The 24,692-nt window shown below is 61.1% G+C and carries 26 protein-coding genes; 14 read left to right on the top strand and 12 right to left on the bottom strand.

Features of this window, described 5'->3' with window-relative positions:
• Nucleotides 1-203: 203 nt before the first annotated feature.
• Nucleotides 204-650, bottom strand: a complete 447-nt coding sequence (gene rimI, locus CWE16_RS06715) for a ribosomal protein S18-alanine N-acetyltransferase (RefSeq protein ID WP_131593982.1) — start codon at nucleotides 648-650, stop codon at nucleotides 204-206.
• 65 nt (nucleotides 651-715) lie between these two features.
• Here rimI and lysA point away from each other — a divergent pair, with 65 nt between their 5' ends.
• From lysA to CWE16_RS06680, 7 genes are read left to right on the top strand one after another with little or no spacing between them, the layout of a single operon-like run.
• The gene (gene lysA, locus CWE16_RS06710; protein WP_131593980.1) at nucleotides 716-2,071 is read left to right on the top strand and encodes a diaminopimelate decarboxylase; all 1,356 of its coding nucleotides are present in this window, start codon (nucleotides 716-718) and stop codon (nucleotides 2,069-2,071) included.
• Nucleotides 2,072-2,096: 25 nt separating this feature from the next.
• Nucleotides 2,097-2,948 carry a diadenylate cyclase CdaA gene (gene cdaA, locus CWE16_RS06705; protein WP_131593978.1) on the top strand — a complete coding sequence of 284 codons (852 nt, stop codon included), beginning with the start codon at nucleotides 2,097-2,099 and terminating at the stop codon, nucleotides 2,946-2,948.
• Nucleotides 2,945-3,745 carry an isoprenyl transferase gene (locus tag CWE16_RS06700; protein ID WP_131593976.1) on the top strand — a complete coding sequence of 267 codons (801 nt, stop codon included), beginning with the start codon at nucleotides 2,945-2,947 and terminating at the stop codon, nucleotides 3,743-3,745. Before cdaA ends, CWE16_RS06700 begins: the two co-directional genes overlap by 4 nt.
• Before the next feature lie 23 nt (nucleotides 3,746-3,768).
• A complete protein-coding gene (gene bioB, locus CWE16_RS06695; protein WP_131457495.1) occupies nucleotides 3,769-4,743 on the top strand; it encodes a biotin synthase BioB in 975 nt (324 codons plus the stop codon).
• Nucleotides 4,743-5,687 carry an oxygen-dependent tRNA uridine(34) hydroxylase TrhO gene (gene trhO / locus CWE16_RS06690; protein ID WP_131593974.1) on the top strand — a complete coding sequence of 315 codons (945 nt, stop codon included), beginning with the start codon at nucleotides 4,743-4,745 and terminating at the stop codon, nucleotides 5,685-5,687. The genes bioB and trhO overlap by 1 nt, the downstream gene beginning before the upstream one ends.
• Nucleotides 5,684-6,685, top strand: a complete 1,002-nt coding sequence (locus CWE16_RS06685) for a DUF952 domain-containing protein (protein WP_131593972.1) — start codon at nucleotides 5,684-5,686, stop codon at nucleotides 6,683-6,685. Before trhO ends, CWE16_RS06685 begins: the two co-directional genes overlap by 4 nt.
• Nucleotides 6,686-6,709: 24 nt before the next feature.
• A complete protein-coding gene (locus CWE16_RS06680) occupies nucleotides 6,710-7,207 on the top strand; it encodes a hypothetical protein (RefSeq protein WP_131593970.1) in 498 nt (165 codons plus the stop codon).
• Here CWE16_RS06680 and lipA read toward each other — a convergent pair.
• Both lipA and recR read right to left on the bottom strand, forming a co-directional pair.
• On the bottom strand, nucleotides 7,192-8,100 hold the full coding sequence (gene lipA / locus CWE16_RS06675; RefSeq protein ID WP_131593968.1) for a lipoyl synthase: 909 nt from the start codon (nucleotides 8,098-8,100) through the stop codon (nucleotides 7,192-7,194). The genes CWE16_RS06680 and lipA overlap by 16 nt on opposite strands.
• Nucleotides 8,097-8,675: a recombination mediator RecR gene (gene recR, locus CWE16_RS06670; protein ID WP_185190957.1), complete on the bottom strand. Its 579-nt coding sequence runs from the start codon at nucleotides 8,673-8,675 to the stop codon at nucleotides 8,097-8,099. The genes lipA and recR overlap by 4 nt, the downstream gene beginning before the upstream one ends.
• A gap of 113 nt (nucleotides 8,676-8,788) precedes the next feature.
• On the opposite strand from recR, the gene psbP reads away from it, so the two are divergent.
• The 3 genes from psbP to CWE16_RS12120 all read left to right on the top strand — a co-directional run bounded on the left by psbP (nucleotide 8,789) and on the right by CWE16_RS12120 (nucleotide 10,902).
• Nucleotides 8,789-9,325, top strand: a complete 537-nt coding sequence (psbP, locus tag CWE16_RS06665) for a photosystem II reaction center PsbP (RefSeq protein WP_131593964.1) — start codon at nucleotides 8,789-8,791, stop codon at nucleotides 9,323-9,325.
• Between the two features lie 76 nt (nucleotides 9,326-9,401).
• Nucleotides 9,402-10,724: an NHLP bacteriocin system secretion protein gene (locus tag CWE16_RS06660; RefSeq protein WP_131593962.1), complete on the top strand. Its 1,323-nt coding sequence runs from the start codon at nucleotides 9,402-9,404 to the stop codon at nucleotides 10,722-10,724.
• Between the two features lie 7 nt (nucleotides 10,725-10,731).
• Entirely contained in the window at nucleotides 10,732-10,902 is a 171-nt protein-coding gene (locus CWE16_RS12120) for a hypothetical protein (RefSeq protein ID WP_164498765.1), read from the top strand.
• Here CWE16_RS12120 and CWE16_RS06655 read toward each other — a convergent pair.
• From CWE16_RS06655 to CWE16_RS06645, 3 genes are read right to left on the bottom strand one after another with little or no spacing between them, the layout of a single operon-like run.
• Nucleotides 10,888-12,771: a TolC family protein gene (locus CWE16_RS06655; protein WP_131593960.1), complete on the bottom strand. Its 1,884-nt coding sequence runs from the start codon at nucleotides 12,769-12,771 to the stop codon at nucleotides 10,888-10,890. The genes CWE16_RS12120 and CWE16_RS06655 overlap by 15 nt on opposite strands.
• Nucleotides 12,768-13,895 (bottom strand): FUSC family protein, encoded by a 1,128-nt coding sequence (locus tag CWE16_RS06650; protein WP_131593958.1) that lies wholly within the window; start codon nucleotides 13,893-13,895, stop codon nucleotides 12,768-12,770. Before CWE16_RS06650 ends, CWE16_RS06655 begins: the two co-directional genes overlap by 4 nt.
• On the bottom strand, nucleotides 13,892-14,857 hold the full coding sequence (locus CWE16_RS06645) for an FUSC family protein (RefSeq protein ID WP_131593956.1): 966 nt from the start codon (nucleotides 14,855-14,857) through the stop codon (nucleotides 13,892-13,894). Before CWE16_RS06645 ends, CWE16_RS06650 begins: the two co-directional genes overlap by 4 nt.
• Nucleotides 14,858-14,899: 42 nt before the next feature.
• On the opposite strand from CWE16_RS06645, the gene CWE16_RS06640 reads away from it, so the two are divergent.
• Nucleotides 14,900-15,352, top strand: coding sequence for an MgtC/SapB family protein (locus CWE16_RS06640; protein ID WP_236629614.1), 453 nt, complete (start codon nucleotides 14,900-14,902; stop codon nucleotides 15,350-15,352).
• Here the strand turns inward: CWE16_RS06640 and CWE16_RS06635 are convergent.
• The 3 genes from CWE16_RS06635 to CWE16_RS06625 all read right to left on the bottom strand — a co-directional run bounded on the left by CWE16_RS06635 (nucleotide 15,334) and on the right by CWE16_RS06625 (nucleotide 20,249).
• Nucleotides 15,334-16,251 carry an LCP family protein gene (locus CWE16_RS06635; RefSeq protein ID WP_131593954.1) on the bottom strand — a complete coding sequence of 306 codons (918 nt, stop codon included), beginning with the start codon at nucleotides 16,249-16,251 and terminating at the stop codon, nucleotides 15,334-15,336. The genes CWE16_RS06640 and CWE16_RS06635 overlap by 19 nt on opposite strands.
• 66 nt (nucleotides 16,252-16,317) lie before the next feature.
• Nucleotides 16,318-18,459 carry a cation:proton antiporter domain-containing protein gene (locus CWE16_RS06630; RefSeq protein WP_131593952.1) on the bottom strand — a complete coding sequence of 714 codons (2,142 nt, stop codon included), beginning with the start codon at nucleotides 18,457-18,459 and terminating at the stop codon, nucleotides 16,318-16,320.
• Entirely contained in the window at nucleotides 18,459-20,249 is a 1,791-nt protein-coding gene (locus CWE16_RS06625; RefSeq protein WP_131593950.1) for an ABC transporter ATP-binding protein, read from the bottom strand. Before CWE16_RS06625 ends, CWE16_RS06630 begins: the two co-directional genes overlap by 1 nt.
• Nucleotides 20,250-20,303: 54 nt before the next feature.
• Between CWE16_RS06625 and CWE16_RS06620 the strand changes: the two genes are divergently transcribed.
• Complete coding sequence (locus CWE16_RS06620; RefSeq protein ID WP_330848539.1) at nucleotides 20,304-21,212, top strand: isocitrate lyase/PEP mutase family protein; 909 nt, start codon at nucleotides 20,304-20,306, stop codon at nucleotides 21,210-21,212.
• Nucleotides 21,213-21,301: 89 nt separating this feature from the next.
• Nucleotides 21,302-21,505, top strand: coding sequence for a hypothetical protein (locus tag CWE16_RS06615; RefSeq protein ID WP_131593948.1), 204 nt, complete (start codon nucleotides 21,302-21,304; stop codon nucleotides 21,503-21,505).
• A gap of 103 nt (nucleotides 21,506-21,608) precedes the next feature.
• On the opposite strand, the gene CWE16_RS06610 is transcribed toward CWE16_RS06615, so the two are convergent.
• Complete coding sequence (locus tag CWE16_RS06610; RefSeq protein WP_131593946.1) at nucleotides 21,609-21,980, bottom strand: RNA recognition motif domain-containing protein; 372 nt, start codon at nucleotides 21,978-21,980, stop codon at nucleotides 21,609-21,611.
• Between the two features lie 252 nt (nucleotides 21,981-22,232).
• Here CWE16_RS06610 and CWE16_RS06605 point away from each other — a divergent pair, with 252 nt between their 5' ends.
• Nucleotides 22,233-22,415: a hypothetical protein gene (locus CWE16_RS06605; RefSeq protein ID WP_131593944.1), complete on the top strand. Its 183-nt coding sequence runs from the start codon at nucleotides 22,233-22,235 to the stop codon at nucleotides 22,413-22,415.
• Between the two features lie 34 nt (nucleotides 22,416-22,449).
• Here CWE16_RS06605 and CWE16_RS06600 read toward each other — a convergent pair whose 3' ends face one another.
• Complete coding sequence (locus CWE16_RS06600) at nucleotides 22,450-22,728, bottom strand: hypothetical protein (protein WP_131593942.1); 279 nt, start codon at nucleotides 22,726-22,728, stop codon at nucleotides 22,450-22,452.
• A 9-nt stretch (nucleotides 22,729-22,737) separates the two neighbouring features.
• Nucleotides 22,738-24,591: a DEAD/DEAH box helicase gene (locus CWE16_RS06595; RefSeq protein ID WP_131593940.1), complete on the bottom strand. Its 1,854-nt coding sequence runs from the start codon at nucleotides 24,589-24,591 to the stop codon at nucleotides 22,738-22,740.
• Between the last annotated feature and the right edge of the window lie 101 nt (nucleotides 24,592-24,692).

The following is a 24,692-nucleotide window of genomic DNA, read 5'->3' as shown; positions in this document are numbered from 1 at the left end:
GGCCGGATGCAGATACAGCTAACTTATCAGGGCCGGAGCATTGCTGTGAGCGGATTGCCGTACCGGCAACTTCCCAGCGCCAGTGGGGTGTGAGCCTGGATGAAGTTGTTAACCAAATCCGTAAAATTGCGATCGTTTTTGATGCAAATGCCCGTTATCTCACTGCGATGCTTCTGCCTGCACCCCTGAATTGCCAGGCACGGTCAAGTCAATTTTCGCCACTGAATCAGAGCATCACGTCCGTCGCTGTAGTAGTTGCGACGACAGCCGGCAGTCTCGAAGCCGCAGTTGGAATACAGGGCCAGTGCCGCAGCATTGCAACTGGCGACCTCCAGAGTGGCGTGACGTGCGCCGTCATCGGCGGCGCGCCGCAGTAGCGCTTCAAGGAGCACCCGGCCGAAACCGCAACGCCGTCGCTCTGGAGCGACGGCCACTGCCGTGATGTGCAACTCATCCACCACCATCCAGCCACAGGCGAGGGCCACCAAGCGCGGTCCGTCAAAAAGACCGAGGCAGATCCGTTGCGCTTCCGAGAGCTCGTGGGTCCATTGCTGCAGGGTCCAGAGTCCGCCCAGGGCAGCTTCGTCTAAATCCCGACAAGCTTTGGCATCCCCCGCGCCGAGGGTGGTCACGGTCGTTTGGCTCTCCATCGTGACGTCAGCACCGGGCGCCCCGCTTCCTACATTGCCCGCTTCAGGCACTGCTGACCTGCTTTATGCCATACCCCTTCGAGTCGGGCTGTGATCCCCAGAGTCCTAACCGGAACCTCGCGCCTCTCAGTGCGGGTCTTGATCAGCAGGGTCGCCTTGAGGTCGGTGGCTGCCGGCTCAGCGACCTGGCAGAGCGTTATGGCACTCCTCTTTATGTCTTGGATGAAGCCACAGTGCGTGCCGCCTGTCGGGCCTATCGAGAGGCCCTGAGCGAGCACTATCCAGGTGACTCCCTCGCTGTTTACGCCTCGAAGGCCAACAGTTCCCTTGCGATGACGGCTCTGGTGGCCTCAGAGGGCCTTGGGCTTGATGCGGTCTCAGCCGGTGAGCTGCTGACTGCCCTGCAAGGTGGGATGCCCGCGGAGCGCATCGTTCTGCATGGCAACAACAAATCCGATGAGGAGCTGCTGTTGGCCTACCGCAGCGGTGTCACCATCGTGGCTGACAACCAGCATGACCTTGACCGCTTGGCTGAGCTGGTCCCCTCCGGCGGAGAACCGGCGCGGCTGATGCTTCGGTTTACGCCAGGCATTGAATGCCACACCCACGAATACATCCGCACGGGCCACCTCGACAGCAAATTCGGTTTTGATCCCGATCAGCTCGAGCCGGTTCTTCAAGGCCTTCGTCACTGTCCATGGGCTCGGGTGACCGGACTGCATGCCCACATCGGATCGCAGATCTTTGAGCTCAATCCCCATCGCGACCTGGCGTCCGTCATGGCGGATGCCCTCAAGCTGGCAAGAGATTTAGGCCATCCGGTGGAGGACCTCAACGTCGGAGGTGGCCTCGGGATCCGTTACGTCGCCTCCGATGATCCCCCGTCGATTGCCGCCTGGGTTGAAGTGGTGGCGACGGCCGTTGCCGCCGCATGTCACGACCGAGGGCTTGCCCTTCCGCGTCTTCTTTGTGAACCCGGTCGATCGCTGGTGGCATCCGCAGGGGTGACGCTCTATCGCCTGGGTTCCCGCAAGGAGGTGCCTGGTCTGCGGACCTACCTCTCGGTGGACGGAGGCATGAGCGACAACCCGAGGCCGATCACTTACCAGTCGCTCTACACGGCCTGTCTGGCGGACAAGCCTCTGGCGGCAGGGGAGGAAACGGTCACCCTGGCGGGCAAGCACTGCGAGTCGGGTGATGTTCTTCTCAAAGACCTGTCGCTTCCCCTGAGCGTCAGTGGTGATGTTCTCGTTGTCCTGGCCACCGGGGCCTACAACGCGTCGATGAGTTCCAACTACAACCGCATTCCCAGACCAGCAGCCGTGTTGGTTCATGACGGGGATGCCGACTTGATTCAGCGACGGGAGCGGCCTGAGGATCTGCTCCGCTACGACGATTTACCCGCTCGACTGGCCCGGTAGGCTGAGGTCTGATCGGGAGGCTGATGTGAACGTGTCGGGGGTGTTTCATCCACGCCTTCTTCTCGACGTTCTCTTCGCCTCATCCATCGGTTTTCTGCTCTTTTCCAGGGTCAATGAGCAGCGAACGCTTTGGTTGCTGAGGGGCTATCTCTTCTTGGTGGCTCTGGCCTGGTTTGTCCAGCGTTTCGCCAACCTTCCCCTCACGTCCAAGCTGGTCGACGCCCTTGTTCTGGCCTGTTCACTCTCGCTCGCCATCCTCTGGCAGGGCGAACTCAGGCGCTTGATGGAGCTTCTCGGTACGGGTCGCCTGGCCGTCCTGGTCGGTAATCCCCAGGCCAAGCAGCGAGCCACTGCCAGCACGGTGGCTCAGCTCACCGATGCCTCTGGACGGCTGTCCCAGAGCCGTCGAGGTGCCCTGATCGTGGTGGACCTTGGCAGTGATCTGAGGCCGGAGGATTTTCTCAATCCTGGTGTGCCGATCGATGCACAGCTCAGTAGCGAGCTGTTGCTCAATCTGTTCGCTTCGGATACGCCATTGCACGATGGTGCCGTGCTGGTGAAGGGCAGCCGCATCCTCGCGGCTGGAGTGATCCTCCCCCTCTCCCGCCAGGGGATCAGCCGCTATGGAACACGCCACCTGGCTGCCCTGGGGATCACGGAACGCTTTGACCGCTGCATTTGTGTCGTTGTTTCCGAGGAGACCGGCACCCTGTCCTTGGCCAATCAGGGACGTCTGGAGCGTCCGATCACCAGCAGCCGCCTCCAGGACCTCTTAACCGAATTGATGGGGGTGCCATCGGGGCCATCATCAGCCAAGTCGGCGAGCCTTGGCTCAGGGCGTAGCGTGTCAATCGGCACTCAGGATCCGCTTTCGTGAGCCAACGCTTGGCCGCCAGCTCTGACGATTCGAAGCTCAGGTCCCTTCCTGCTGACCTCGATCCTGCGCGTCTGCCCGCCCATATTGCCGTGATCATGGATGGCAACGGCCGTTGGGCTCAGGCCCGAGGTCTGCCGCGCGTGATGGGACATCGCGCCGGTGTCGAGGCCCTCAAAACCACCTTGCGCCTCTGCAGCGATTGGGGCGTCAGGGCGTTGACCGCCTACGCCTTCTCCACTGAGAACTGGTCGAGGCCCGGGGATGAGGTGAATTTTCTGATGGCCTTGTTTGAGCGGGTGCTCCAGAGGGAACTTCAGGCCCTCGAGGCCGAGCAAGTGCGGATTCGTTTTCTTGGCGATCTTCAGGCGCTTCCTGATCGGCTGCAGACTCTCATTCAGGAGGCCACGTCCCGCACCGCGGAGAACAGTGGCATTCACTTCAATGTCTGCACCAATTACGGAGGACGCCGGGAGCTGGTTCAGGCCGCCCGCAAGTTGGCTGCCCAGGCGCTACGCGGTGAGATCAGTCCGGATGAGATCGACGAAAACCGCTTGGCTTCCGAACTGTTCACCGCTGGGGAGCAGGATCCCGATTTGCTGATTCGCACTAGTGGTGAACGGCGCATCAGCAACTTTCTGCTTTGGCAGCTGGCCTATGCCGAGATTCACGTGACCGATGTGTTCTGGCCTGATTTCGACCAGCTGGCCCTGTTGGAAGCCCTTCGTGATTTTCAGAGCCGAAGCCGTCGTTTCGGTGGACTGGATGGCCTGACGGATCCCGGCACTCTGGGATCCTGAAGATCAGATCAGAGATGGCGTTGATGAATGAGCCCACAACTCCTCGCCATGACTGGAGCGTCGAGGAGATTCAGGCACTTCTGGATCAGCCACTGATGGATCTGCTCTGGCAGGCCCAGGCTGTCCATCGCTCCGCCAATCCCGGTTATCAGGTCCAGCTGGCTTCCCTTCTGAGTGTGAAAACCGGGGGCTGCGAAGAGGACTGTGCCTACTGTCCTCAGTCCATGCATCACAGCAGTGATGTCACGGGCCAGCCTGAGCTGGATGTGGAGCCTGTGCTGGAGAGGGCGCGTGCTGCCAAGGCGGCAGGGGCCGATCGCTTTTGTATGGGCTGGGCCTGGCGGGAAATCCGCGAGGGTGCCCCCTTCGAAGCGATGCTTTCGATGGTGCGCGGCGTGCGTGAACTGGGCCTTGAAGCCTGCGTCACCGCCGGCATGCTCACAGATCATCAGGCTGAACGCCTCGCCGAGGCGGGGTTGACGGCCTACAACCACAACTTGGACACCAGTCCCGAGCATTACGACCAGATCATCACCACGCGCAGCTACCAGGAACGGCTTGAGACCCTCCAGCGGGTGCGCAGGGCTGGGGTGACCCTGTGCTGTGGAGGCATCATCGGCATGGGTGAAAGCCAGCGCGATCGCGCCTCCATGCTTCAGGTGCTGGCTGGGATGAATCCACATCCCGAGAGTGTTCCAATCAACGCGCTGGTGGCGGTGGAAGGCACGCCGCTGGAAGAGCGGGAGCCGGTCGATCCGCTTGAGCTTGTGCGGATGGTGGCGACAGCACGCATCCTGATGCCCCAGAGCCGTGTCCGCCTCAGTGCTGGACGGGAGCAGATGAATCGTGAAGCTCAGATTCTTTGTCTCCTGGCAGGGGCTGATTCGATCTTCTATGGCGAGACTCTGCTCACCACCTCCAATCCTCAGGTGGAGGCAGACCGTTCATTGCTGGCCGCGGCTGGAGTCCAGGTCAGCTGGCAGGAGCTGGCGGCCTGATGGCGCCGTCGCTTCTGGTGGCCGCCTTCTATTCCTTCACGCCTCTGCCTGAGGCAGAGCGTGAGTGTCTGCTCGAGGAGCTTCCCCGGTTGGCCGCGAAGGGGGACGTGCTCGGCTCGGTGCTGATCGCCACGGAAGGGGTGAATGGCACCATCAGTGGTCCTGAGCAGGGAGTGGAGAGCCTGCTGCAGGTCCTGCGTCAGACGTTGACGCTTGAAGATCAACCCTATGCGCGTTTGGATGTGAAGCGCAGCTGGAGTGATAGCCAGGTCTTCCGTCGTTTTCGTGCCCGTCGCAAAAAGGAAATCGTCACGCTGGGATGTCCTGAAGTGGACCCCCGCCGCAGTGTGGGTGTCTATGTGGAGCCTGAGGATTGGAATGCTCTGATTGATGATCCCGAAACACTGGTGATCGACACCCGTAATCACTACGAAGTGGCCATCGGCAGCTTCGAGGGGGCGATCGATCCGGGTACAGAGAGCTTTCGGGACTTCCCCGACTGGGTGGAACGGGAACTACGACCCCGCACTGAGGCGCAGGTTCCCAAGCGCATTGCCATGTTTTGTACCGGTGGAATTCGTTGCGAGAAAGCGAGTGGATACCTGCAGCAACAGGGGTTCGGAACTGTGCATCATCTGCGCGGCGGCATTCTCAATTACCTCGAAAAGGTTCCGGAGGCCCAGAGTCGTTGGCGTGGTGAATGCTTTGTGTTCGATCAGAGGGTGGCCCTGAACCATCGGCTCGAGCCGGGTGTGCATCGTCTCTGCCATGCCTGTGGGCTGCCGCTGACCCCTGCCCAGCGGGCGTTGGAGACCTATGTGCCGGGAGTGCAGTGCCTGCATTGTGTTGATCGCTTCAGCGATGCCGATCGGGCTCGCTTCTCCGAACGCCAGCGCCAGATTCGTCAGCGCCAAGAGCGTGACCAACAGCAAACAGCGCGATGAGCGATCTCCCGATCCTCTACAGCTTCCGACGTTGTCCTTATGCGATGCGGGCTCGCTGGGCCTTGCTGGAGGCGGGGTTGCTGGTCTCCTGGCGTGAGGTTGAACTCAAGGCCAAGCCCTCAGCAATGCTCGTGGCCTCTGCCAAGGGCACGGTTCCCGTGCTGGTGCTTGCCGATGGCACTGTGCTCGAACAGAGCCTGGATCTGATGCGTTGGGCTCTGGAACAGTCGGATCCGCGCAATCTGCTGCGGGTTGGTGATCGAAGTGCCCAAGAGCAGATTGCGGCCCTCCTCGCCTGCAACGACGGTCCCTTCAAGCACCATCTCGATCGATACAAGTACGCCGACCGGTATCCCGGTGAGCGGCAGCAGGATCATCACCAGGCCGGCCTCACCATCCTGTGCCGTTGGAGTGATCAGGTTGCGCAGGGTGGCTGGTTGCTCGATCACCGACCGTCCCTTGCCGATGGGGCGCTTTGGCCCTTCGTGCGGCAGTGGCGCATTGCCGATCCTGATCGCTTCGATGCCGAGCCCGCCCTGGCGCCATTACGGGACTGGCTGAAGCGATTGGTGCAGGCCCCTGCGTTCGAACGGCTGATGCAACGGGCCGATCCCTGGAGCCCAGGAGGCTTGCAGCCCCGATTCCCTGCTGATGCCATCCCTGTGCCGGGCGATCAACCTCTGTTTCATCTCGCCTTGTTGGAGGACTGGACCGCAGCCCAGGCCTGCGGCGCTTACCGCATCTCCACCCGGGGACTCACGTTGGAGGAGGTTGGGTTCATCCATTGTTCCTGGCGTGAACAGCTGGCCAGCACCTATCGGCGTTATTACGCGGACGCGGAGGCTGTGCTGCTGCTGGAAATCGATCCGGCTCTCGTGAAGGCTCCCCTGCGGGCTGATGCGATCGTGACCGGTGAGCTGTTTCCTCATCTCTATGGCCCCCTGCCCTGTTCAGCCGTGAAGCGGGTGAAACCGGTGGAGCAGGGGACTGATCTCTGACCCCGTCGCTGTTGTGATGAACCGATGCTGAATCAGTTGGAGCTTGAGTCCCGTCAAAGGGACCTGCTGCTGCGTTTGCAGGTGCGACGTCCCCTGGGCTTGTGGAGTCTGCGGCTGGTGGTGGCCAGGCCCTTAGGGGAGCAGCGACTTCAGCTGTTCGGTGAACTGAAGGGGTGGGCCTATGGGGCGTCTTCGGGTCTTCAGCTCGACACGATGCGGGTGAGTCCTGATGCCCCTGTGGGCACCGGGGATCTGATCTGGGCTGCCGTCATGGCCTGGGCCCTTGAGACCACCCCCTGTCGTCGGGCACGTCTGCTGGCGATCCGAGATGACGAGCGACAACATCGACGCTTGGTGCGTTATTTCCAGAGCCGCGGATTTCGTACGGCCCGAGAGTTGAATGCAGCGGCCTGGGATCTGCCGTTGCGCATGGTCTGGGGTGGTGCCGGCGCTCTGATGGTGGGTGACTGCGAGGAGGTGCAGAGGCGAGCGATCCGTCGTTGGCGTCAGTCGGCGGCGTGATAACTGCTGCGCACGAGTGGGCCACTGCGAACCTGGCGAAACCCCATCGCCTTGGCGATCACGGCCAGCTCTTCGAACTCTGATGGTTGCCAATAACGCTCCACTGGCATGTGGGCCAGGGATGGTCGCAAATACTGCCCGAGGGTCAGTCGCTGACAGTCGACGCTGCGCAGATCCTCCAGAGTTGCGATGACTTCCGCGCGGCGTTCCCCCAGGCCGAGCATCAGACCGCTTTTGGTTGGAATCTCAGGTGCTTGCTCGCGGGCCGCGGCAAGGAGACCCAGCGAGCGGGTGTACGTGGCTCCCCGCCGAACCTCGCCTTGAAGTCGCTCCACCGTTTCCAGGTTGTGGTTGAAACAGACCGGTGATGCAGCCAGAACGGTGTGCAGTCGCTCACGCTGGGCTCTCAGCCCCTCCTCTTCGTTCCGGTGGCCTCCCCAGAAATCGGGAGTGAGGACCTCGATGGCGATCAGAGGGTTGCGCTGACGGATCGCAGCCATGGTTGCCGTGAACAGGCTGGCACCGTGATCGTTGAGATCGTCGCGGGCGACGGCTGTGAGCACCACGTAGCGCAGCCCCATCTGATCGACCGCATCCGCGACCCGTTCGGCTTCGCCGGCATCGACCGGCATGGGGGCACGCCCCTTCTCCACCTGACAGAAGGCACAGCTGCGGGTGCAGATCGCCCCACCCAGCAGAAAGGTGGCCGTACCAGCTGCGTAGCACTCGGCACGGTTCGGGCAACGCCCCTCCTCGCAGATCGTGTGCAGTGCTCCCTGCTTCACTACACCCTGTACCGCTTCCAGGGCGCTGGCATTGCCCACTGGCCGTCGCAGCCATTGGGGGAGCCGCTGCTGGGGCCGAATGCTGCTGTAACGGCTGGTTTTGCTCACACCACTTCTCGACGGCCTTCCAGAGCCCGGCTGAGGGTCACATCATCGGCGTATTCCAGTTCGCTCCCAACCGGCAGGCCGTAGGCGATGCGGCTGACCAGGGTGAAGGGTCGTAGTAAGCGGGCCAGATAGAGGCTTGTGGTGTCCCCCTCCACGCTTGGTGTGAGGGCGAGGATGACCTCGCGAATCGCTTCGTTTTCCACCCGCTGCACCAGGCTGCTCACCTGAAGCATCTCCGGCCCGATCCCGTCCATGGGTGAGATCAAGCCGCCCAACACGTGATAGCGACCCGCGTATTCCCGGGTGCGCTCCAGGGCGAGCAGGTCTCGAGAGTCGGCGACGACGCAGAGGAGACCTGTGCTGCGTTCTGGGTTGCGGCAGATTTCGCAGCTTGTGTCGGCGCTGAGATGAAAGCAGGTCTGGCACTGGCCGACCTGGCTCCGGGCCGCCAGCAGGGCTTCGGCAAAGCTTTGAATCTGCTCCTCCGGTTGGCGGAGCAGATGCAGGGCCAGGCGCTGGGCGGTGCGGGGACCGATCCCGGGCAGCCGCTCGAACTGATCGATCAACCGGGCCAGCGGTCGGGTAAAGCCGCTCAGGGGTCTGCCGCGAGTGCCAGGAATCTAGGCACGCTGCCCAGAGGCAGAATGTCTCTAGCTGAGCTGTTCCCGTTGTGCGCTTGAACTTGTCCATGCCCTGGCGTGCCCTCCTGGCGGTTCTCTGTGCACTGACGCTGACCGCTTGTTCTGGATCCACCGCTGGTCTGAATTCCTTTCAGAGCCCAGATGGTCGTTATGCCTTTCTCTATCCCACGGGCTGGACGCGGGTCTCAGTGAGCAACGGACCCCAGGTGGTCTTTCACGACCTCATTAACAGCGATGAGACTGTCAGCCTGGTGGTGTCGGAAGTGGATGGAGACGACAATCTCTCGCAGTTGGGCAGCGCCGTGGCCGTCGGAGAGCGTCTGCGTCGGGATGTGATTGCACCAGAGGGAAGTGGCCGTGAAGCTGATCTGGTGGAGGCTCGGGAACGGGACGCCTCCGGCCGCACCTTTTACGACCTCGAGTTCGCGGTTCACCTCGCTGATCGGGATCGTCACGAACTCGCCACCGTTGTGGTGGATCGTGGCCGGCTTTACACCCTGGCTACCAGTACCAACGAAGAACGCTGGCCCAAGGTTCAGAACCTGTTTGAACGGGTGATCAGCTCCTTCACGTTGCTGATCTGAATCCACTCGAGGCCCTTGTCAGTAACTGTCCTCTGAAGCACGGTCCCACCCTTTGAATGCCGCCAAGCTGGAAGGCATGACAAGCACTTCACGGGTCGAGCGTTTAAGGGGCCGTTGGAACGGCCTGACAGACCACGAGCAGGTGGGAGCTTCCTTGCTGGCTGTCGGTGGTCTCTTCTCTGCCTGGCTGGTCTTCTGGCCTGTCCCCACGCAAGTCAAGGGACAGGGAGTTCTGATCTATCCAGATAACGCCGGTGTGCTGAATGCCCGTGCGAGCGGCCAAGTGTTGAATGTCAATGTTCAAGTTGGTGACAAGGTGCGTCAGGGTCAGGTGTTGATGACCCTTTACCTGCCGGTTCTGGAGCGTCAGCTCGAGCAGCAGCGAGGCAACCTCGCTCAGCTGATGCGACAGAACAGGGAGCTCAATCAGCGCGATGCCTTGAGGATCGGAACGGCTCGCACTGCTCTCGACACCACCCTGGCCAAACTCGCTGATGATCAGATTCGACTGCGTCAGTTGCAGACCACCTATGGCAGCAAGGTGGAGAACCTCAATTGGCTTGCTAAGCGCGCCGTTGTCGCTCCGCTCTCCTCTGCGGTGGTGTCTGCCGAACAGGGGCTCACCAGCACCAGCGTGCAGCTCGATGACATCAAGATCCAGCGCAAAGAGGCGGTCACCGGTTTCCAGCAGATCAAGCTGACGATCGAAACCGAACAGTTGAATCGCAATTACCAGATCGACGATCTCAAGCGTCAGATCAAGGTGACTGAGGCTCAGATCGCCTACGACGGCACGATTACGGCAGAGCGCACCGGAACTGTGCTCGATCTTCAAGTGATTCCCGGACAGACCATCAAGGCCAAAGATCGTCTGGGCACGATCGGTCGCTCCTCAACCCCTGCCCAAGCTCAGAAAAAAGATGGTGGCGGTCTGATCGCTGTCGCCTACTTTCCCCCCGCCGATGCCCGCAGGTTGCCACTCGGTCTGCCGGTGGAGGTGGTTCCCCTCTGGAACCAGCGCGGTCGCTTTGGTGGCATTGAGGGCAAGGTGCGCAGCGTGCTCACCCTGCCAGCGACTCCTGAAGACATCACCACCACGGTGGGCAACTCCCAACTGGCCGAAGCGCTGGTGAAAGAGGGGCCGGTGATGCGCGCTGAGATCAGTCTCGATCGTGACCCCCGCGCTGATGACGGCTATCGCTGGACGCTCTCCCAGGGCAGTGGTGTGTTTCCAATCCGTGATGGCTTGACCGTCGAAACCTTTGCCTACGTGGAATGGCGCTCACCGATCACCTACATCCTGCCCGGCGTGCGCTCTCTCACCGGTGGCTATCGCTCACTGCGCATTGACAGACTCTGGGATCTGCCCTTCCTCCGGCAACCCGGCACCCCTCGCTGATCATCTGATGTCCCTTCGCCCGCTGCTTCGCCAGGAACTGCCCTGGTTGATTGCTGAAATCGTTCTTCTGATCGTGTTGATGAATGCCAATCCGCCGGAGCTTTGGTTCTGGCTTGTGGTGTTTCTTGTGGTGTTCGGCTACCGGATCGAGCGCTGGTGGTCTTCAAGGACGCTGTGAGGTGTCGAGGGTCAGTTGCGTCGGCACCGCCAGGTTGGGATCGCTCGGCATTGGCAGCAGCTCGCGCAGGAGGCGGGCGTAGGTGGTGTTCACGTCCACGGTGGCGAACAGACGCCGCACCAGAGCGTTCACCAATCGCTCCTGGGTGACGGAAAGGTCCACTTCGTTGGCCAGGCCGGTCTGGTAGCGAAGCTTGGTGTCGCGGAAGGCCTCCTTGCTGGCCCCCACTCCCCGGCGAGTGGACACAAGTTTGGCCAGGCTGGCTTCGTGGTTCAGGAAGGCCTGCTCCAAGCGCAGACGAATGGTGTTGCGGGTGTTCGCATACCGTTGGGCCTCCGCTTGTTCTCGAAGGGCGAGAGCCCTCATGCTGTTGCTGGTCGTGCCTGCATCGAAGATCAACCAGTTGAAGGCGAGTCCAACGGACCACTCATAGCCGCTGACTTGTTCGAGGGGCAGGAAGGTGGCACCACAGCAGCCTCCGCCGATGACTGTGAAATTGAACAGTCGTTCCACGGATCCGAGACCGCCGGCGGCGGCGAATAGGCTCAGCTTCGGTAGCAGCTGTGCGGCTGCGGCGTCCTGGCGGAGGGCGAGGGCCCGCCGGGTCGCGAGAATCGCCTCCAGTTCTGGGTTGTTGTCGTAAGCCGCCAGCAGGGTTTGCTCCAGATTCATGGGCCAGGCAGGTTGAAGGCTGATCGGATCAGCAGCGCTGGGGGTCACTGATGCGGGCAGGTTCAGCACACTCCAGAGACGACGGCGGGCGACGGCCCGGTCTGCCATGGCCTGAATCAGATCCTCCTGATCAGCGGATAACACGGCACTGCGGCGGAGAAGATCCACGCGGGGCACCAGGCCTGCCCGTTTGAGATCGAGAACGTCTTCAAGCACCACCAGATCGGTGCGCACCACGGCATCGCGGATCCGCACCAGCTGCTCACTGCGTTGGAGGTCGTAGTAGGCCTCACTCACCGCCAGTTGCAGGGCCCGCAGGTCATTGGCGTAGGTCTTCTCCTGCTGCTCGAGCACGGCCTGGGCTGCCCGCACTCTTGGGGTGCGGGCGAAGTCGATCACCGCGTAGTCGAGTTGCAGCCCTGCGTCGGCGGAGACGCCGTTGGCAACAGCACCGAGTCCGCCACCGGCCGGTACGTAAAAGGGGCCTGGGGAATCGCCGCTCACCGTTGAGCCGTTTTCGGTGAGGGCGACATTTGGTAATTGGCCCTGGGCGTTGAACGACGGTCCGAACCCGTAGCTGTTGTTGCCGTAGGGCGAGTAGGTGGTGGTGCCGCTCTGGAAACCCTCGACGTTGGCGAAGACGCTGATCGTTGGCCAGTAACTGCCGGCCGCGGCAGCCACGGTGGCGGCCTGGGCCGCGATCTGATCCCGTTGCAGCTGAAGGTTGGGGTTGTTGCGAAAGGCGATCGCAATCGCCTCCTTCAGGCTCACCGCCTTGATTGGATTGCTTTTGGCTTCGCCCTTGGGAAGGCCCAAAGGCGGATCGGGCAAAGCATCGCCTGGAGTGAGCGGGCCAGAGGCCGGCGCATTGGCATCGAGCAGATTTGCGGGAAGCTTCGGCGCCTCAAGGTCATCACTGCTCTGCAGGGAAGGGGCGGGACCCAGCATGGAATCCAGGTCCTCCATCTGGCGGTTGAGCTGATTCCAGCTCCGCTCCAGTTGGCGCGTGCTGCCGCCGGTGTTCAGAGCTGGCACCGCATCTGCCCGTGGCTGCACCGGTTGGGCAACGGCCGGGGTCGCAGCCGAGATCAGAGCCAGGCATGGCAGCAGCCCGAAGGGACGGAAGGAAGACTGCAGCACAGGTCCTGTGCGGGTCGGCGCGGGGGGCTCGACTCTGGCGATCTTGGACCTGCTCATCGCTTCTCAAGGACAGGTTTCAATCCGGCCAGCCCAGGGATGGCGTCTTTCGTGACCATGGCCATATGTCCGAGCAAGGACGCGCGCAGGACGATCTGACGCAGGCGTTGCTCACTCACCAACCCCTCGCTGCTAGCTGTGGCGTGCTCCAGGACGGTCCGCAGTTGATGGACATCGCCAAGTTGGGTGTTCATTGCGTTCTGCAGAGCTCTGATCGGTAGCTCAAGGCGGTCGATCAGCGACGGGCGCCGCAGCTCCTCCGAAAGCTGGCTCAACATTGCGATCTGATTGTCGAGAACTCGTGCCTCCTGTTCGTGCAGCTCTCGCACGGCGCGGGGGGACTGCACAGGGGCTGGAAGTCCACGGAAGCCATCGTGAACGCTGACGAGTTGTGAGGCGAACAGGTCCAGCTGGCTCCAGAGCTGATGAAGCGGATGATTATCCGGGTTGCCGCCCAACTCCACTTGTGCTGCCTGGAGTTGCTGACGCAGGCCATTCAGTTGATTGAGCATCAGGGTGCGGCGCGAACGTCGCTCCTCGATGGGTAAGCGCCGCGGGTGGTCTTGCCTGAGCACATCGGCATCGAGGCACAATTCACTTGAGAAGGTGTCGAACAGGTCGGCGAATTGCCGATGCAACGCTGGGATGGCGCGACTGGGCCAGACCCAGCGTGCGGCCCAGAGCGACACCACGATCCCCAAAGCCGTCCAGCCGAGTCGGAGTGCCCCCCAGCTGCTCTCCACATCGTTGTGAACCAGCCAACCCATCACGATGATGTTGCCGCCGACCTTGTAGCCCACCTTGAGTCCAAGAGCTCCGCCCAGGAGTCGTGTGGTGCCTAAGGCCAGTCCTAGGCCAAGGGCGAGTGGGAGCTCGAGGCAGCGGGAGAAGATCAGAAGCAGCAAGACCCCCATGAGGGAGCCCATCAGGCGTTGAATGCCCAGCTTCATGGAGCTGCCATAGCTGCCGCTGAGCACGGCGGCCGTGGTCATCGGCAGGTAGTAACCAAATGGGATCGGGCTGAGTAGGCCAAATCCGGCGCTCAAGCCTGTGACCAGGGCGAGTCGTAGATCGGATCGCAGCAGCCAGGGTTGTTGCTTCACTGGTCGAGCGGCGTTGCTCATGACGTCACCACCGCATTGAGCGTTTGTTGGCTCTTGATTAGACGACGGAAGCGTGTGACCTCTTCCTCTAGGGCAATGCGTTGTGGAAGTGATGGCAGTGCGCTGCTATCGGCGATGGTCAGGCGCTGCCAGCGGATCGGGCTGCTCAGGTCGAGGTGGCTTCCCAGTTCTCGCAGCACCACCGTGCCTTCCTCGAGGTGTAGGCGTTCCAGCAGCCTTTCCACCAGGAGCCAACGCACCTGCTGGCAGCGCCAGAGGCTCATGCGCTGGCGCCAGCGTTGGCGACGTAGGCGCAGAACCTGGCGTGCACCAAGGCTTTCTTCAACATTGATCAGCCGCTGCAGTTCCAGCAGCATGGTTGTGATGGAGTCCGGCTTGATTGCGTCTGGTTTCGGTCCATGTCCCTGCAGGGCTGCGCTGTGCAGCTGGAGACGCCGCAGCAGGATGGCTCTGAGCTGGTCATCCAGCTCCTGCATGCGGGCGATGCGGTTCTTAGGCCAGAACAGTCGGCCCATCAGTAGGGCCACCGCGATGCCAACCACAGTGTCAACGCTGCGGTTGAACACGTACTGCCAGTTCAGGAGCGAGTAGCCGGGAATCGCCAGAAACATCAGGGTGATGGTGCAGGCGGTGCCCAGGCCGCTGGTCCAGCCCAGTCGCCTCAGCAGGGGAATGGTGATCAACAGACTCACCAGGATGCCGATCCAGCCCGACAGGATTGTGTGAACAACAAACGTCACCAGTCCACCGGCCATCGTGCCGAGGATGCGACCTCTTGCGGCCCGCAGGCTGTTGTCGTCCTGGTCGTCGACCACAAAGATCACGGCGATCAGGGGATACCAGAGAAAGGTGATCCGCTGAAAATGCTGGGCGATCGCGCAGGTGATCAGCACACTCAGTCCAAGTCGCAGGCTCTGTCGCAGCAGATTGCCGTTCACGCCAAGGAAGCTGATCGCTGCCATTGTGCGGGGAACCCGTCGCTCCGGCCCGTGTTTCCGTCTGATTTGCTAACGACCACAGAGCTGGATCTCGATGTGCTCTGGCGGATGGGTCTGTCGGTGGTGTGCGGAGTTGCCGTTGGTTTCAACCGTTCCCATTCTGGGCAGCACCACCCCCACCGCATGCGTGTGCATGTGCTGGTGGGGTTAAGTGCCTGTCTACTGGTGCTGGCCGCCGGTGCTGGAGCTGACAGCCGCAGTCGAGCCATTCAGGGGGTCGCCACCGGAGTCGGTTTCCTCGGGGCTGGTGAAATTCTCCAAGAGCCAAGCTCGCGCAAACGCGGAGAACCTGCCCAGGTGAGAGGTCTAACCAGCGCCGCTTCGATCTGGTTTACCGCCGCCCTTGGAGTGACCGTGGCCACCTCGCGTCCTTCAGTTGCTGCAATCGCCTTGATTCTCGCGTTGGTCGTGCTCACCTTTGCAGGCCGCAACGGACGTGATCAGAACAACACGCGATAGCGCCAGCTGCTGGCTTCGCTGGCTTCTGCTCCCCCCTTCTTTTTGCTGGGCCATTCGGTGTTGAGATAGCTGATGCCATCGCGATCGAAGGGGGTGGCTTTCAACCGTTCGGTTTCGAGGTTGGTGGTGCCCATGGCGGTGATCAGGCCACCAAGTTCCATGGGACCGAGATCGGTCTTCAGATTGCGACCGGCCGCGGTGATCAGTGCGGGTAAACGCACCAGATTCTCAGGTCGCTTCAGAGAGGCAAACAGACTTCTGAGCACCATCTGCTGCCGCTTCAGTCGACCAAAATCACCTTCCCCGTCCTGGCGCCAGCGCAGGAAGCCCTCGAGATCCCTGCCCTTGAGCAGCTGAGGCCCTGGTTGGAGATCAATGAACAGACCTTGAGAGCGGTCTTGGTAGTAGAGACGTTTGGGCACATCCACCATCACGCCCCCTACAAGGTCGCCCATGGTGCGGATGCCTTCCAGGTTCACAAGGATGTGATGTTGGATCGGGCGGCTCATCAGCCTGCTGAGTTCCTGCTGCACAGCTTCCGGCCCTCCTCGTGCATACAGGGCGTTCACTTTCATCGGCCCGAAGCTTCTCGAGTCGATATAGCTATCGCGGGGAATCTGGGTGATCTTGGTTTCGCCATTCTCGACTCGAATGGTGAAGATCGCATCGGTGTTGCCGCCACCGGCATCCATGCCGAGCACCACAACTTCCCGGTCTCCGAATCCTGTCCAAGCGGAGAAGGGATTGCTAAGGGGGAGGATCGAGCCCCCTTTCTCGATGTCATGAGGGGTGAGTGATCGGCTCAGTGGCACCGAAATCAAGAGACCTCCCCCAAGCCCAATCGCCATGGCGATCAATAACGATCGTGGCTGGCTGGGATGAGGGAGAGGGCTGGTCATTGGCAGATCTTAGGGCGCTCTTTGCGTTCTCTTAAGGATTGCCGCTGCCCTCGTGGGGTGAAGCAATCAGAGCAGCGGCTCGCTGATGACCAGCGTGGAACACTTGAGTTGGCGGATCAGGCTGCTGGTGCGGTCGCTCGCGGGGATCGGCAGTCCGGCGACGCGACGACGCTGGGAGCGCAGGATCACAAGGTCGTGGTGCCGACTTGAACGCTGGATGGTCTGTTCAATTCCTGGGCCAGGGACAAGATCAATGCGAATCCGCTCTCCCGACTCACCTGGAGGCTGCCAGCGACGGAGCTCGCGCTCAATCCATTGGCGATCGTGGCGGCTAAAGCGAGGGTCAACGATGTGCAGGAGTGTGATCACTCCAGAGCTCCCTTCGGCGCTCGCCAGCAGGCGTTGAGCGAGTTCGAACTGCTCCCGTGCGCTGGCGGAGAGGTCTTTGATCGGCACCAGGATCCGTTGAAGATCATCGACGCCTTGCCCGGCCAGATTCACAACCACCACAGGGCAGTGAGCGGTGCGGCAGACGCCATCGACCAGATCGCCGAATAACCAGTTGCGGAGCTTGTCGGGTTGGCCTGTGCCGATCAGAAGGAGATCCGCTCCCTGTTCCAAGGCACTTCTGCTCATGCCACCGGCGATGTCTTCGTCAAGCCTCAGCAGGCAGCGAGTGGGCACCTTCAGGTCCTCTCCGATCGAGGCGGCCTCGTTCAGGCGATCTCTGGCGGCAGCAACAGCCCGATTGAGGCTTCCGCGTGCCTCCTCCAGGCTCGGGCAAACCAGAGCCATCGGCAGAAGCTGGCCCGGAGCGCTTGAGCCCCCATTCAGAAGACGGGACGCCATGCTCAGGAGCCCATATTCGGTGGCGGGATTCGCCACGGGAACCACGATTTTCAAGGGGCGGCTGACCACTGGCAGCGCGAAATCGGCCGCTTCTGGATTCGATCGGTTCCGCTCGTCTGACCTGTTGGTTGATGATGTTTTGACGCTGTCTTCGGGTTCAACCAGCTGGGTGACCGAGCGGGCTGTCAAGGCCGGCCCAAGAGATGCCGTGACGACCATCATGGCGAGAACGCCATTGAGAACTGACGCATTCAGAAGGCCTGCCTCATAGCCAACGAAAGCCGCAGCAAGAGTGGCGGCGACCTGTGGCATGGCTAAAGACCACATCATGACCATCTGGTTGCCGTTGTAGCCAAAGCCTCGACCGGCAATGACGCTGACGAGGCCCTTGCAGACAATCACCCCAACCACCATGAGAGCCGTTAATTCAATGCTGCTAAAACTGCTTCGCAGGCTGTTGAAATCAATTAGTAATCCAAGGTGAATGAAGAAGATCGGGATGAATAAAGCCCCGCCAACAAAAATGACTTGTTGTTTTGCCTTTCCTTCTGGAAGGACAGAGTTGATGGCAAGGCCGGCAAGGAATGCGCCTGCAATCTTTTCGACTCCAGCGAGCTCGGCGCCAAGGGAAGCAATGAAAAGGGTGAGCAGGACGGCGAGAAATATTCTGTTTTCGTCGTTGATGCTCTGTTTGAAAATTTTGCCTCCGATCGTTCGGATGCTGAAGACGACGATGACCGCAAAGAGGCTGACGCTGGCAATCAGTGAGGCGAGGTTTGTTGCTGAGAATGAACCCTTGCCAAGTCCCATCGCGATTGCCAGGACTAATAGAGATGCGATGTCAGTGAGGATTGTACTTCCAATGCTGACAATGACTGACTCATCGCGCTGTGCGCCATAGCTGCGGATGATTGGGTAGCCTAGGGGGGTATGAGTGGCAATTAAGGTTCCTATTAAAATGGAAGGAACCATCGGAAAGTTGAATAGAAGGCCAATGGAAATCCCTGTGGCCATGCCAAATAGGAAGTGGAGAACTCCCAATGTTAATGAGCGACTTTTAACTCGATTGAACTCGTCAAGGTCAATCTCTAGCCCGACAATGAAGAGGAGGTAGATGGCGCCAATGTCGGAAAAGAGGGTGACCGTTTCGCCATTGGGCTGCAGCCAATTCAGGGCATTGGGCCCCACAAGCATCCCGGCAATCAGGAGGCCGACCAGATCAGGCAGGCCTGTTTTCCGGAAGATCGGTGGCACAAGCATGGCGATCGCCACCAGCAGGGCAAAGATGCCGAGGGGGTGATGCGTCAGATGGGCGATTGATGCGCCCGATGGCGCTGCTGCAGCGAGCAAGGCGTTCATCAGAGACGGAGAGCTTCCTCGGGTCGCAGGCCTGCCTGGACGCGCCAGAGATCGGCATAGGCACCGCCTCTCTGCAGCAGGTCCTCATGGTTTCCCTGCTGAGCGATGCGTCCATGGTCCATCACCACGATCCGATCCGCATGCCGCACGGTGCTGAGGCGGTGAGCAATCACCAGTGTGGTGCGGTTGGCGGTGATCTGCATCAGTGACCGCTGGATCGCCGCTTCCGTTTCGTTATCGACAGCAGCGGTGGCTTCATCGAGCACAAGGATTGGAGCGTCCTTCAAAATCGCCCGCGCGAGTGCGATGCGTTGGCGTTGGCCTCCGGAGAGGCGTTGACCTCGCTCCCCGACCACTGTGTCGTATCCCTGGGGTAGGGCTTGGATGAAGTGATGCGCTTCTGCTAGTTCGGCAGCCTGTTGCACCTGGGCTTGGCTCGCTCCTTCGGCGCCGTAGGCGATGTTCGCGGCCACGCTGCCGTGAAAGAGATACACGTCTTGGCTGACGAGAGCGATGCATCGTCGTAGGTCGCCAAGATTCAGTCTGTCGATCGGTTCGCCGTCAAGAAGAATGTGGCCGCTGTTCAGTGGGTAGAGGCGAAGTAGCAGTTTCACCAGGGTGCTTTTGCCCGAACCGGTGGCACCCACGATGCCGATCGTCTGCCCTGCAGCGATGGAGAGGGAAAAGTCATCCAGCAGGGTGGGGCGATCCTGGTAGTGAAACCCCACGCGCTCGAAGTCCACGCGCCCTTCAATCGTTCGCTTGTCGAGTCGCTGTTGACCTCCAGTGATGCGAACCGGTGTATCGATCAGATCCAGCACCCGTTGCGTTGAGGCCATGGAGCGCTGATAGTCGTCCAAGGTGCGGCCGAGGGTGGTCAGAGGCCAGAGCAATCGCTGTGTGATGAACACCAGGAAGCTGTAGGTGCCGACGGCGATCTCCCCTTTCCAGGCCTGTAGGCCTCCGATCAGCAGGATGGCCAGGAAGGCAAAGAGAATTGCAAATCGAATCAGGGGGATGAAGGCGGCGGACAGACGGATGGCGCGGCCGTTGCTGCGGCGGTAGGCGTCACTGTCTTCTCGGAGCTGCTCGAGCTCCCAGGATTCGGTGGTGAAACTCTTGATCGTAAGCATGCCACCGAGGTTGTTGGCGAGACGAGAGGCCATGGCACCGGCCCTTTCGCGCACATCGCGGTAGCGGGGGGCGAGACGGTTTTGAAAACGCAGCGAGCCCCAGAGGATGACTGGGATGGGGAGGTACGCGAACAGGGCGACTCCTGGGGCCATCCAGGCCATGGCTCCACCGACCAACACCACGGTGGTGATCAGTTGAAGGATCTCATTGGCCCCATGATCGAGGAAGCGCTCCAGTTGGTTGATGTCATCGCCAAGAACGGTGAGCAGGCGGCCACTGCTATCTCCTTCAAAGAAGGCCATCTCCAACCTCTGGAGATGGTCGTAGGCCTCCAGGCGCAGGGTGTGTTGTGTGCTCTGCGCGAGATTCCGCCAGAGAACGCCGTAGAGATACTCAAACAGGGATTCGGCACTCCACACCAGGAAGGAGAGGCCGGCCAGCACCCAGAGTTGGCTGGGCACCGTGACCGCACCCAGGCGTGCCAGCCAAGACGTCTGCTGCTGCACGACCACATCCACCGCGAGGCCGATCAGCACCGGTGGGGCCAGATCAAAGAACTTGTTCAGAAGGGAACAGGCTGTGGCCGCCAGCACAAGCCGGCGATGGGGGGCCAGGTGAGCCAGCAGTCGCTGGAGTGGCGCAGCGGTTGAGAGCATGGATCTATTCAAGGCCAGCGACCTCGGCGGCTTGTGCAAGCCTGATGGGATTGCGTGGTGAGTCCAGGCGTGCGTGAAATCTCGACACCCGCTGATTGCTTGCGCTCCTTGATAGAGGAACGTGCCTGTTTGTTGATGCCCTGTTGTTTCGACGCACTCTCTGCGCGTTTAGTGGAGCGGGCAGGGTTCCCGCTCACGTTCATGAGTGGGTTTTCTGTTTCGGCAGCACGGGCCGGATTGGCAGATGCGGGTTTGCTGTCCGTGGCGGAGATGTTGGATCAGGGCCGCTCGATCTGCGATGCGGTTCGTATCCCTGTGATCGGTGATGGGGACACCGGCCACGGCAATGCAGCGAATGTGCAGCGGACCATGCACCAGTTCGCCAGGGCCGGTTTTGCAGGGATCATGCTCGAGGACCAGCTGGCGCCAAAGCGCTGTGGGCACACCGGTGTCAAGGAGGTCGTGGGGCGTGAGGAAGCCCTCATGCGCATTCGCTCGGCGGTGGCGGCTCGCGCTGATGGTGCTGACCTGGTGATTGTGGCGCGCACGGATGCCCGCTCAGCCTTAGCGGCAGGCCACGGCGATCGCGCGGCGCTGGATGAGGCTCTCTGGCGTTTAAAGGCCTTTGCCGAACTCGGTGCTGATGTGCTGTTTCTTGAGGCCCCCCGCTCAGAAGCGGAGCTGCGACGGTTCTGTGAAGAGGTGCCGGGGTGGCGTATGGCCAACATGCTGGAGGGAGGCCTCACCCCTTTGCTTCCGCCAGCTGTTCTGGGAGAGATTGGCATTCATCTCGCCGCCTATCCCCTCACCTTGTTGGCCTGTGCGGCAGCTGCCATGAAGGAGGCTCTGGAGGACTTGGCGGTGGGACGCACACCCGAACGGATGATGGATTTTTCGGCCCTGCGCGAGCTGGTGGGCTTCGATGACTACGACGCCCTGCTAGGCGAGTCGACCAATCTCTGACAGGGCGATGCCGGTCAATGTGCTTAATCTGAACAGTGCAAGTTGTTCTGGCTGGGTTAGACCAAAAGAGTCACCACCAGGAGGTGTTCATGACAAGAACCCGAGACTTTCACCGCTTCCAACGCTGGACGGCGAAGCTGCGCCGTCGCAGCTTGAGGAATGTGTTACCTGAACCTCGCGAGGGCGAGCTTCATCTACTCCATTCTGTGAACGACCTGCGTTGTCGGGAATGGCAGCTCGATCAGCTGCACGACTTGATTGAGCTCGATCAACGCGAAGAAGCGGCCTGCTAAGGCATTGGCTTCAAAAGCGAAAGCCCTGGAGCCTGCCGTTTGAGCAGGGCTCCAGGGCATTTTTGTTGAACTCAGCCGCTTGTGTGCGGAGGAGCTTGGCTGATCACCAACGGTTGCCGCCGCCGTAACCACCTTCGCCGCCGCCGCCGCCGCCGCCGTAACCGCCACGACCGCCGCCGCCGCCGCCGCCGCGGTTGCCGCCGCCGTAACCGCCGCGACCGCCGCCGCCGCCTTCACGGGGGGTGGCTTTGTTGACGCGGATCATGCGACCCATCCACTCCACGTTCTGGAGATCGTCGATCGCTTTCTGTTCGTCGCTGTCGTTGTTCATCTCAACGAAGGCGAAACCGCGCTTGCGGCCGGTTTCGCGGTCGAGAGGAAGGCTGGCGCTCTTCACTTCGCCGTATTGGCCGAAGAGGTCTAGCAGATCCTCCTGTTCCGCTTGGAAGGAGAGATTGCCGATGTAGATGGTCATTCCTGTGGGGACCGATGGACGTTTTGATCAGTGAAGCCGTGGTCCGAAAAGGAAAGTCCTTGATGCTGAAGCCGTGGAGCTGAAGCCTGGGGGAGCGAGCCGATCAGAGCCGAACGCTGAAGCTGATGCCTCTCCAAGCTACAGGGGCGCCTGCAGCTTCTTCACAGGATCGTGAAGGGAAGTGGAAAAGTGGAGCGATTCCACGCCCAATGCCCCATTGTCAGAAGACCCTGACAGGAGGGAGTGGTGGGAGTGTCTTCGATTCGTGCCCTTGACTGGACCCCTGAGGGGGAATTGTCGACGGTGGACCGACTTGATCTCCTCGTGACTCTCCTGGAGACCAGCATCCCGGAGGTCAGTTATGAGCTCGTTTGTGCGGTCGAGGCTTTGGCTTTGCGCGAGCGTGAGGTGTCCGTTCAGGTCACGGTTTCCTGATCAGAGGGCGTCCTGGGCGACGCCCTGATGCCGATCAGAACTTGTAGCGCTCGGCGGCCTTCTGCTTGCAAATGTCCTGGGCGCTTTGGATAGAAGCCCCTGCGTTCACTTGCTCAAGGAAGCAATTGCAAGTGAAGGTGCCCATGCCGGCAGGAGGTGTCTTTCCGGCATGGCTCATGGCGGCATTGAATCCCGCCAGACAAAGGCGGTTGATCGTGCTCTCATCTCCAGCCGCATGCCCGTTGGAGGGCATCAGGGCTGAGCAGCCAAGGCCCATGGCCGTGGTGAGCAGAAGGGTACGAACCAAAACCATGGCCAGTGTTCAGGCGTTCGGGCGAATCTGAAGCTCCCTGTTCATCACTTTGAGGCGCTTCAGGGAATTAAACACATCCTGAGGCATTCCTTTCGGCAGGTCCACCAAGCTGTGGGATTCGAAAATCTGAATCCGTCCGATCATGCGGCCCTGCAGACCGGACTCATTCGCGATTGCACCCACAAGGTTGCCGGGTTTCACGCGATCGCGGTGACCCACTTCAACCCGATAGCGCTCCATGTTGTCTTCAGGGGGACGCGCAGGACGATCCTGGCGACGGCGATCTCCGTAACGGTCACCACCATGGCGTTCACCGCCGCGCTCATCGCGTGAACGTTGGCGGTTGGCAGTTTGCAGCCAGCCCTCATCCCCCTGCACCAGAAGGGGTTGATCGCCGAGGGCCATGGTGAGCGCTGCCAGTGCCAACTGGGAGGGTTCAAGATTGAGTTCTTGCCCCACCCGCTGCAGCAGTTCCTGGAGCAGAGGACCTTCGTCAGCTTGGCGCTCGCTTCCCTCTCCAGTGGCTGCATGGCTCAGCCGTTGCCGGAGCTTGTCGAGTCGCGCCTGGTTGATTTCGGCGTTGCTGGGAATCTGCATCGGCTCGATCGGCTGACCTGTGGCCCGCTCGAGGTTGTTCACGAAGCGCCGCTCCCTCGGCGTCACGAACAAGATGGCCTCACCACTGCGTCCCGCACGACCGGTGCGCCCGATCCGGTGCACGTAGGCCTCGCTGTCGAAGGGCATGTCGTAGTTAATGACCAGTCCGATCCGATCCACATCCAGGCCTCGGGCTGCCACGTCGGTGGCCACCAGGATGTTCACGGTTCCCTTGCGCAGCCGTTCGACTGTGCGCTCCCTTTGGTTCTGGGGGACATCACCGTTGAGGACGGCAACGTCGTGGCCGGCAGCCTCAAGCGCCTCCGACACCGTCAGAGTGATCGCTTTGGTTCGAGCGAAGATGATGACACCTTCCCCGGTCACGGCTTCGAGCACCCGATTGAGCGCTTCGAGCTTGTGGTTGTTCTGGAGCGTGATCCCTCGCTGACGGATCCGACGCGCTTCCTGATCTTTGGTTTTGATCGTGATCTCGGCTGGTTCACGCAGATAGCGCTTCGAGAGCCTGCGGATCTCGGCTGGCATCGTGGCGGAAAAGAGCACCACCTGACGCTCTTCTGGCAATTGGTCGAGGATCCACTCGACGTCGTCAATGAATCCCATCCGCAGCATTTCGTCGGCTTCATCGAGCACCAAGCTGCGCAAGTTGCTGGTGTCGAGGGTGCCCTGGCGCATGTGATCCATCACCCGACCAGGGGTTCCAACCACGACATCCACACCCCGTTTGAGGGCATTGATCTGAGAACGGAAATCGGAGCCTCCGTAGATCGCCAGCACGTGGAGTCGGGGATGGCCGGCGGCGTAGGCCTTGAAGGAGTCGGCCACCTGCATCGCCAGCTCACGGGTCGGAGCGAGGACCAGTGCCTGGGGTCTGGGCCCTTCGGCCTGCAGGCGCTCGAGGATGGGAAGGGCGAAGGCGGCGGTTTTGCCCGTACCGGTTTGGGCCTGCCCCACGAGGTCGCGTCCGAGCATCAGCTCGGGGAAGGCGGCTCGCTGGATGGGAGAGGGCTCCTTGTACCCCTTCGATTCCAGGGTCTGGAGTAGCGCCTCGCTGAAGCCAAAGCCTGCGAACCCTGAGGCAGGGCTCTGCTCTGGAACGGTGTCAATCACCCCTGCGTCAATCACCGTGGTGAAGATCGCGTCCTCCTGGCCCTCAGCTTTCTGAACCCCATCGGCGGGCGACATCGTGGTGGCACTGAGATCCACCGAGCACGACGAATCAACGTCGTGCGAAACAGTATTGGTCATGTCTGGAAGGCGTTGGCCTGATTGATCCTTCAAATCAGGCTTGCAACGTCCAATCGGTCGAAACCGTGCTGTATTGCTTGCCCTTTCTTCAAAGGCTTGAT

It is taken from the genome of Synechococcus sp. BS55D (assembly GCF_004332415.1).
Lineage (GTDB): Bacteria > Cyanobacteriota > Cyanobacteriia > PCC-6307 > Cyanobiaceae > Synechococcus_C.
This window is presented reverse-complemented; position numbering and strand designations above follow the sequence as displayed.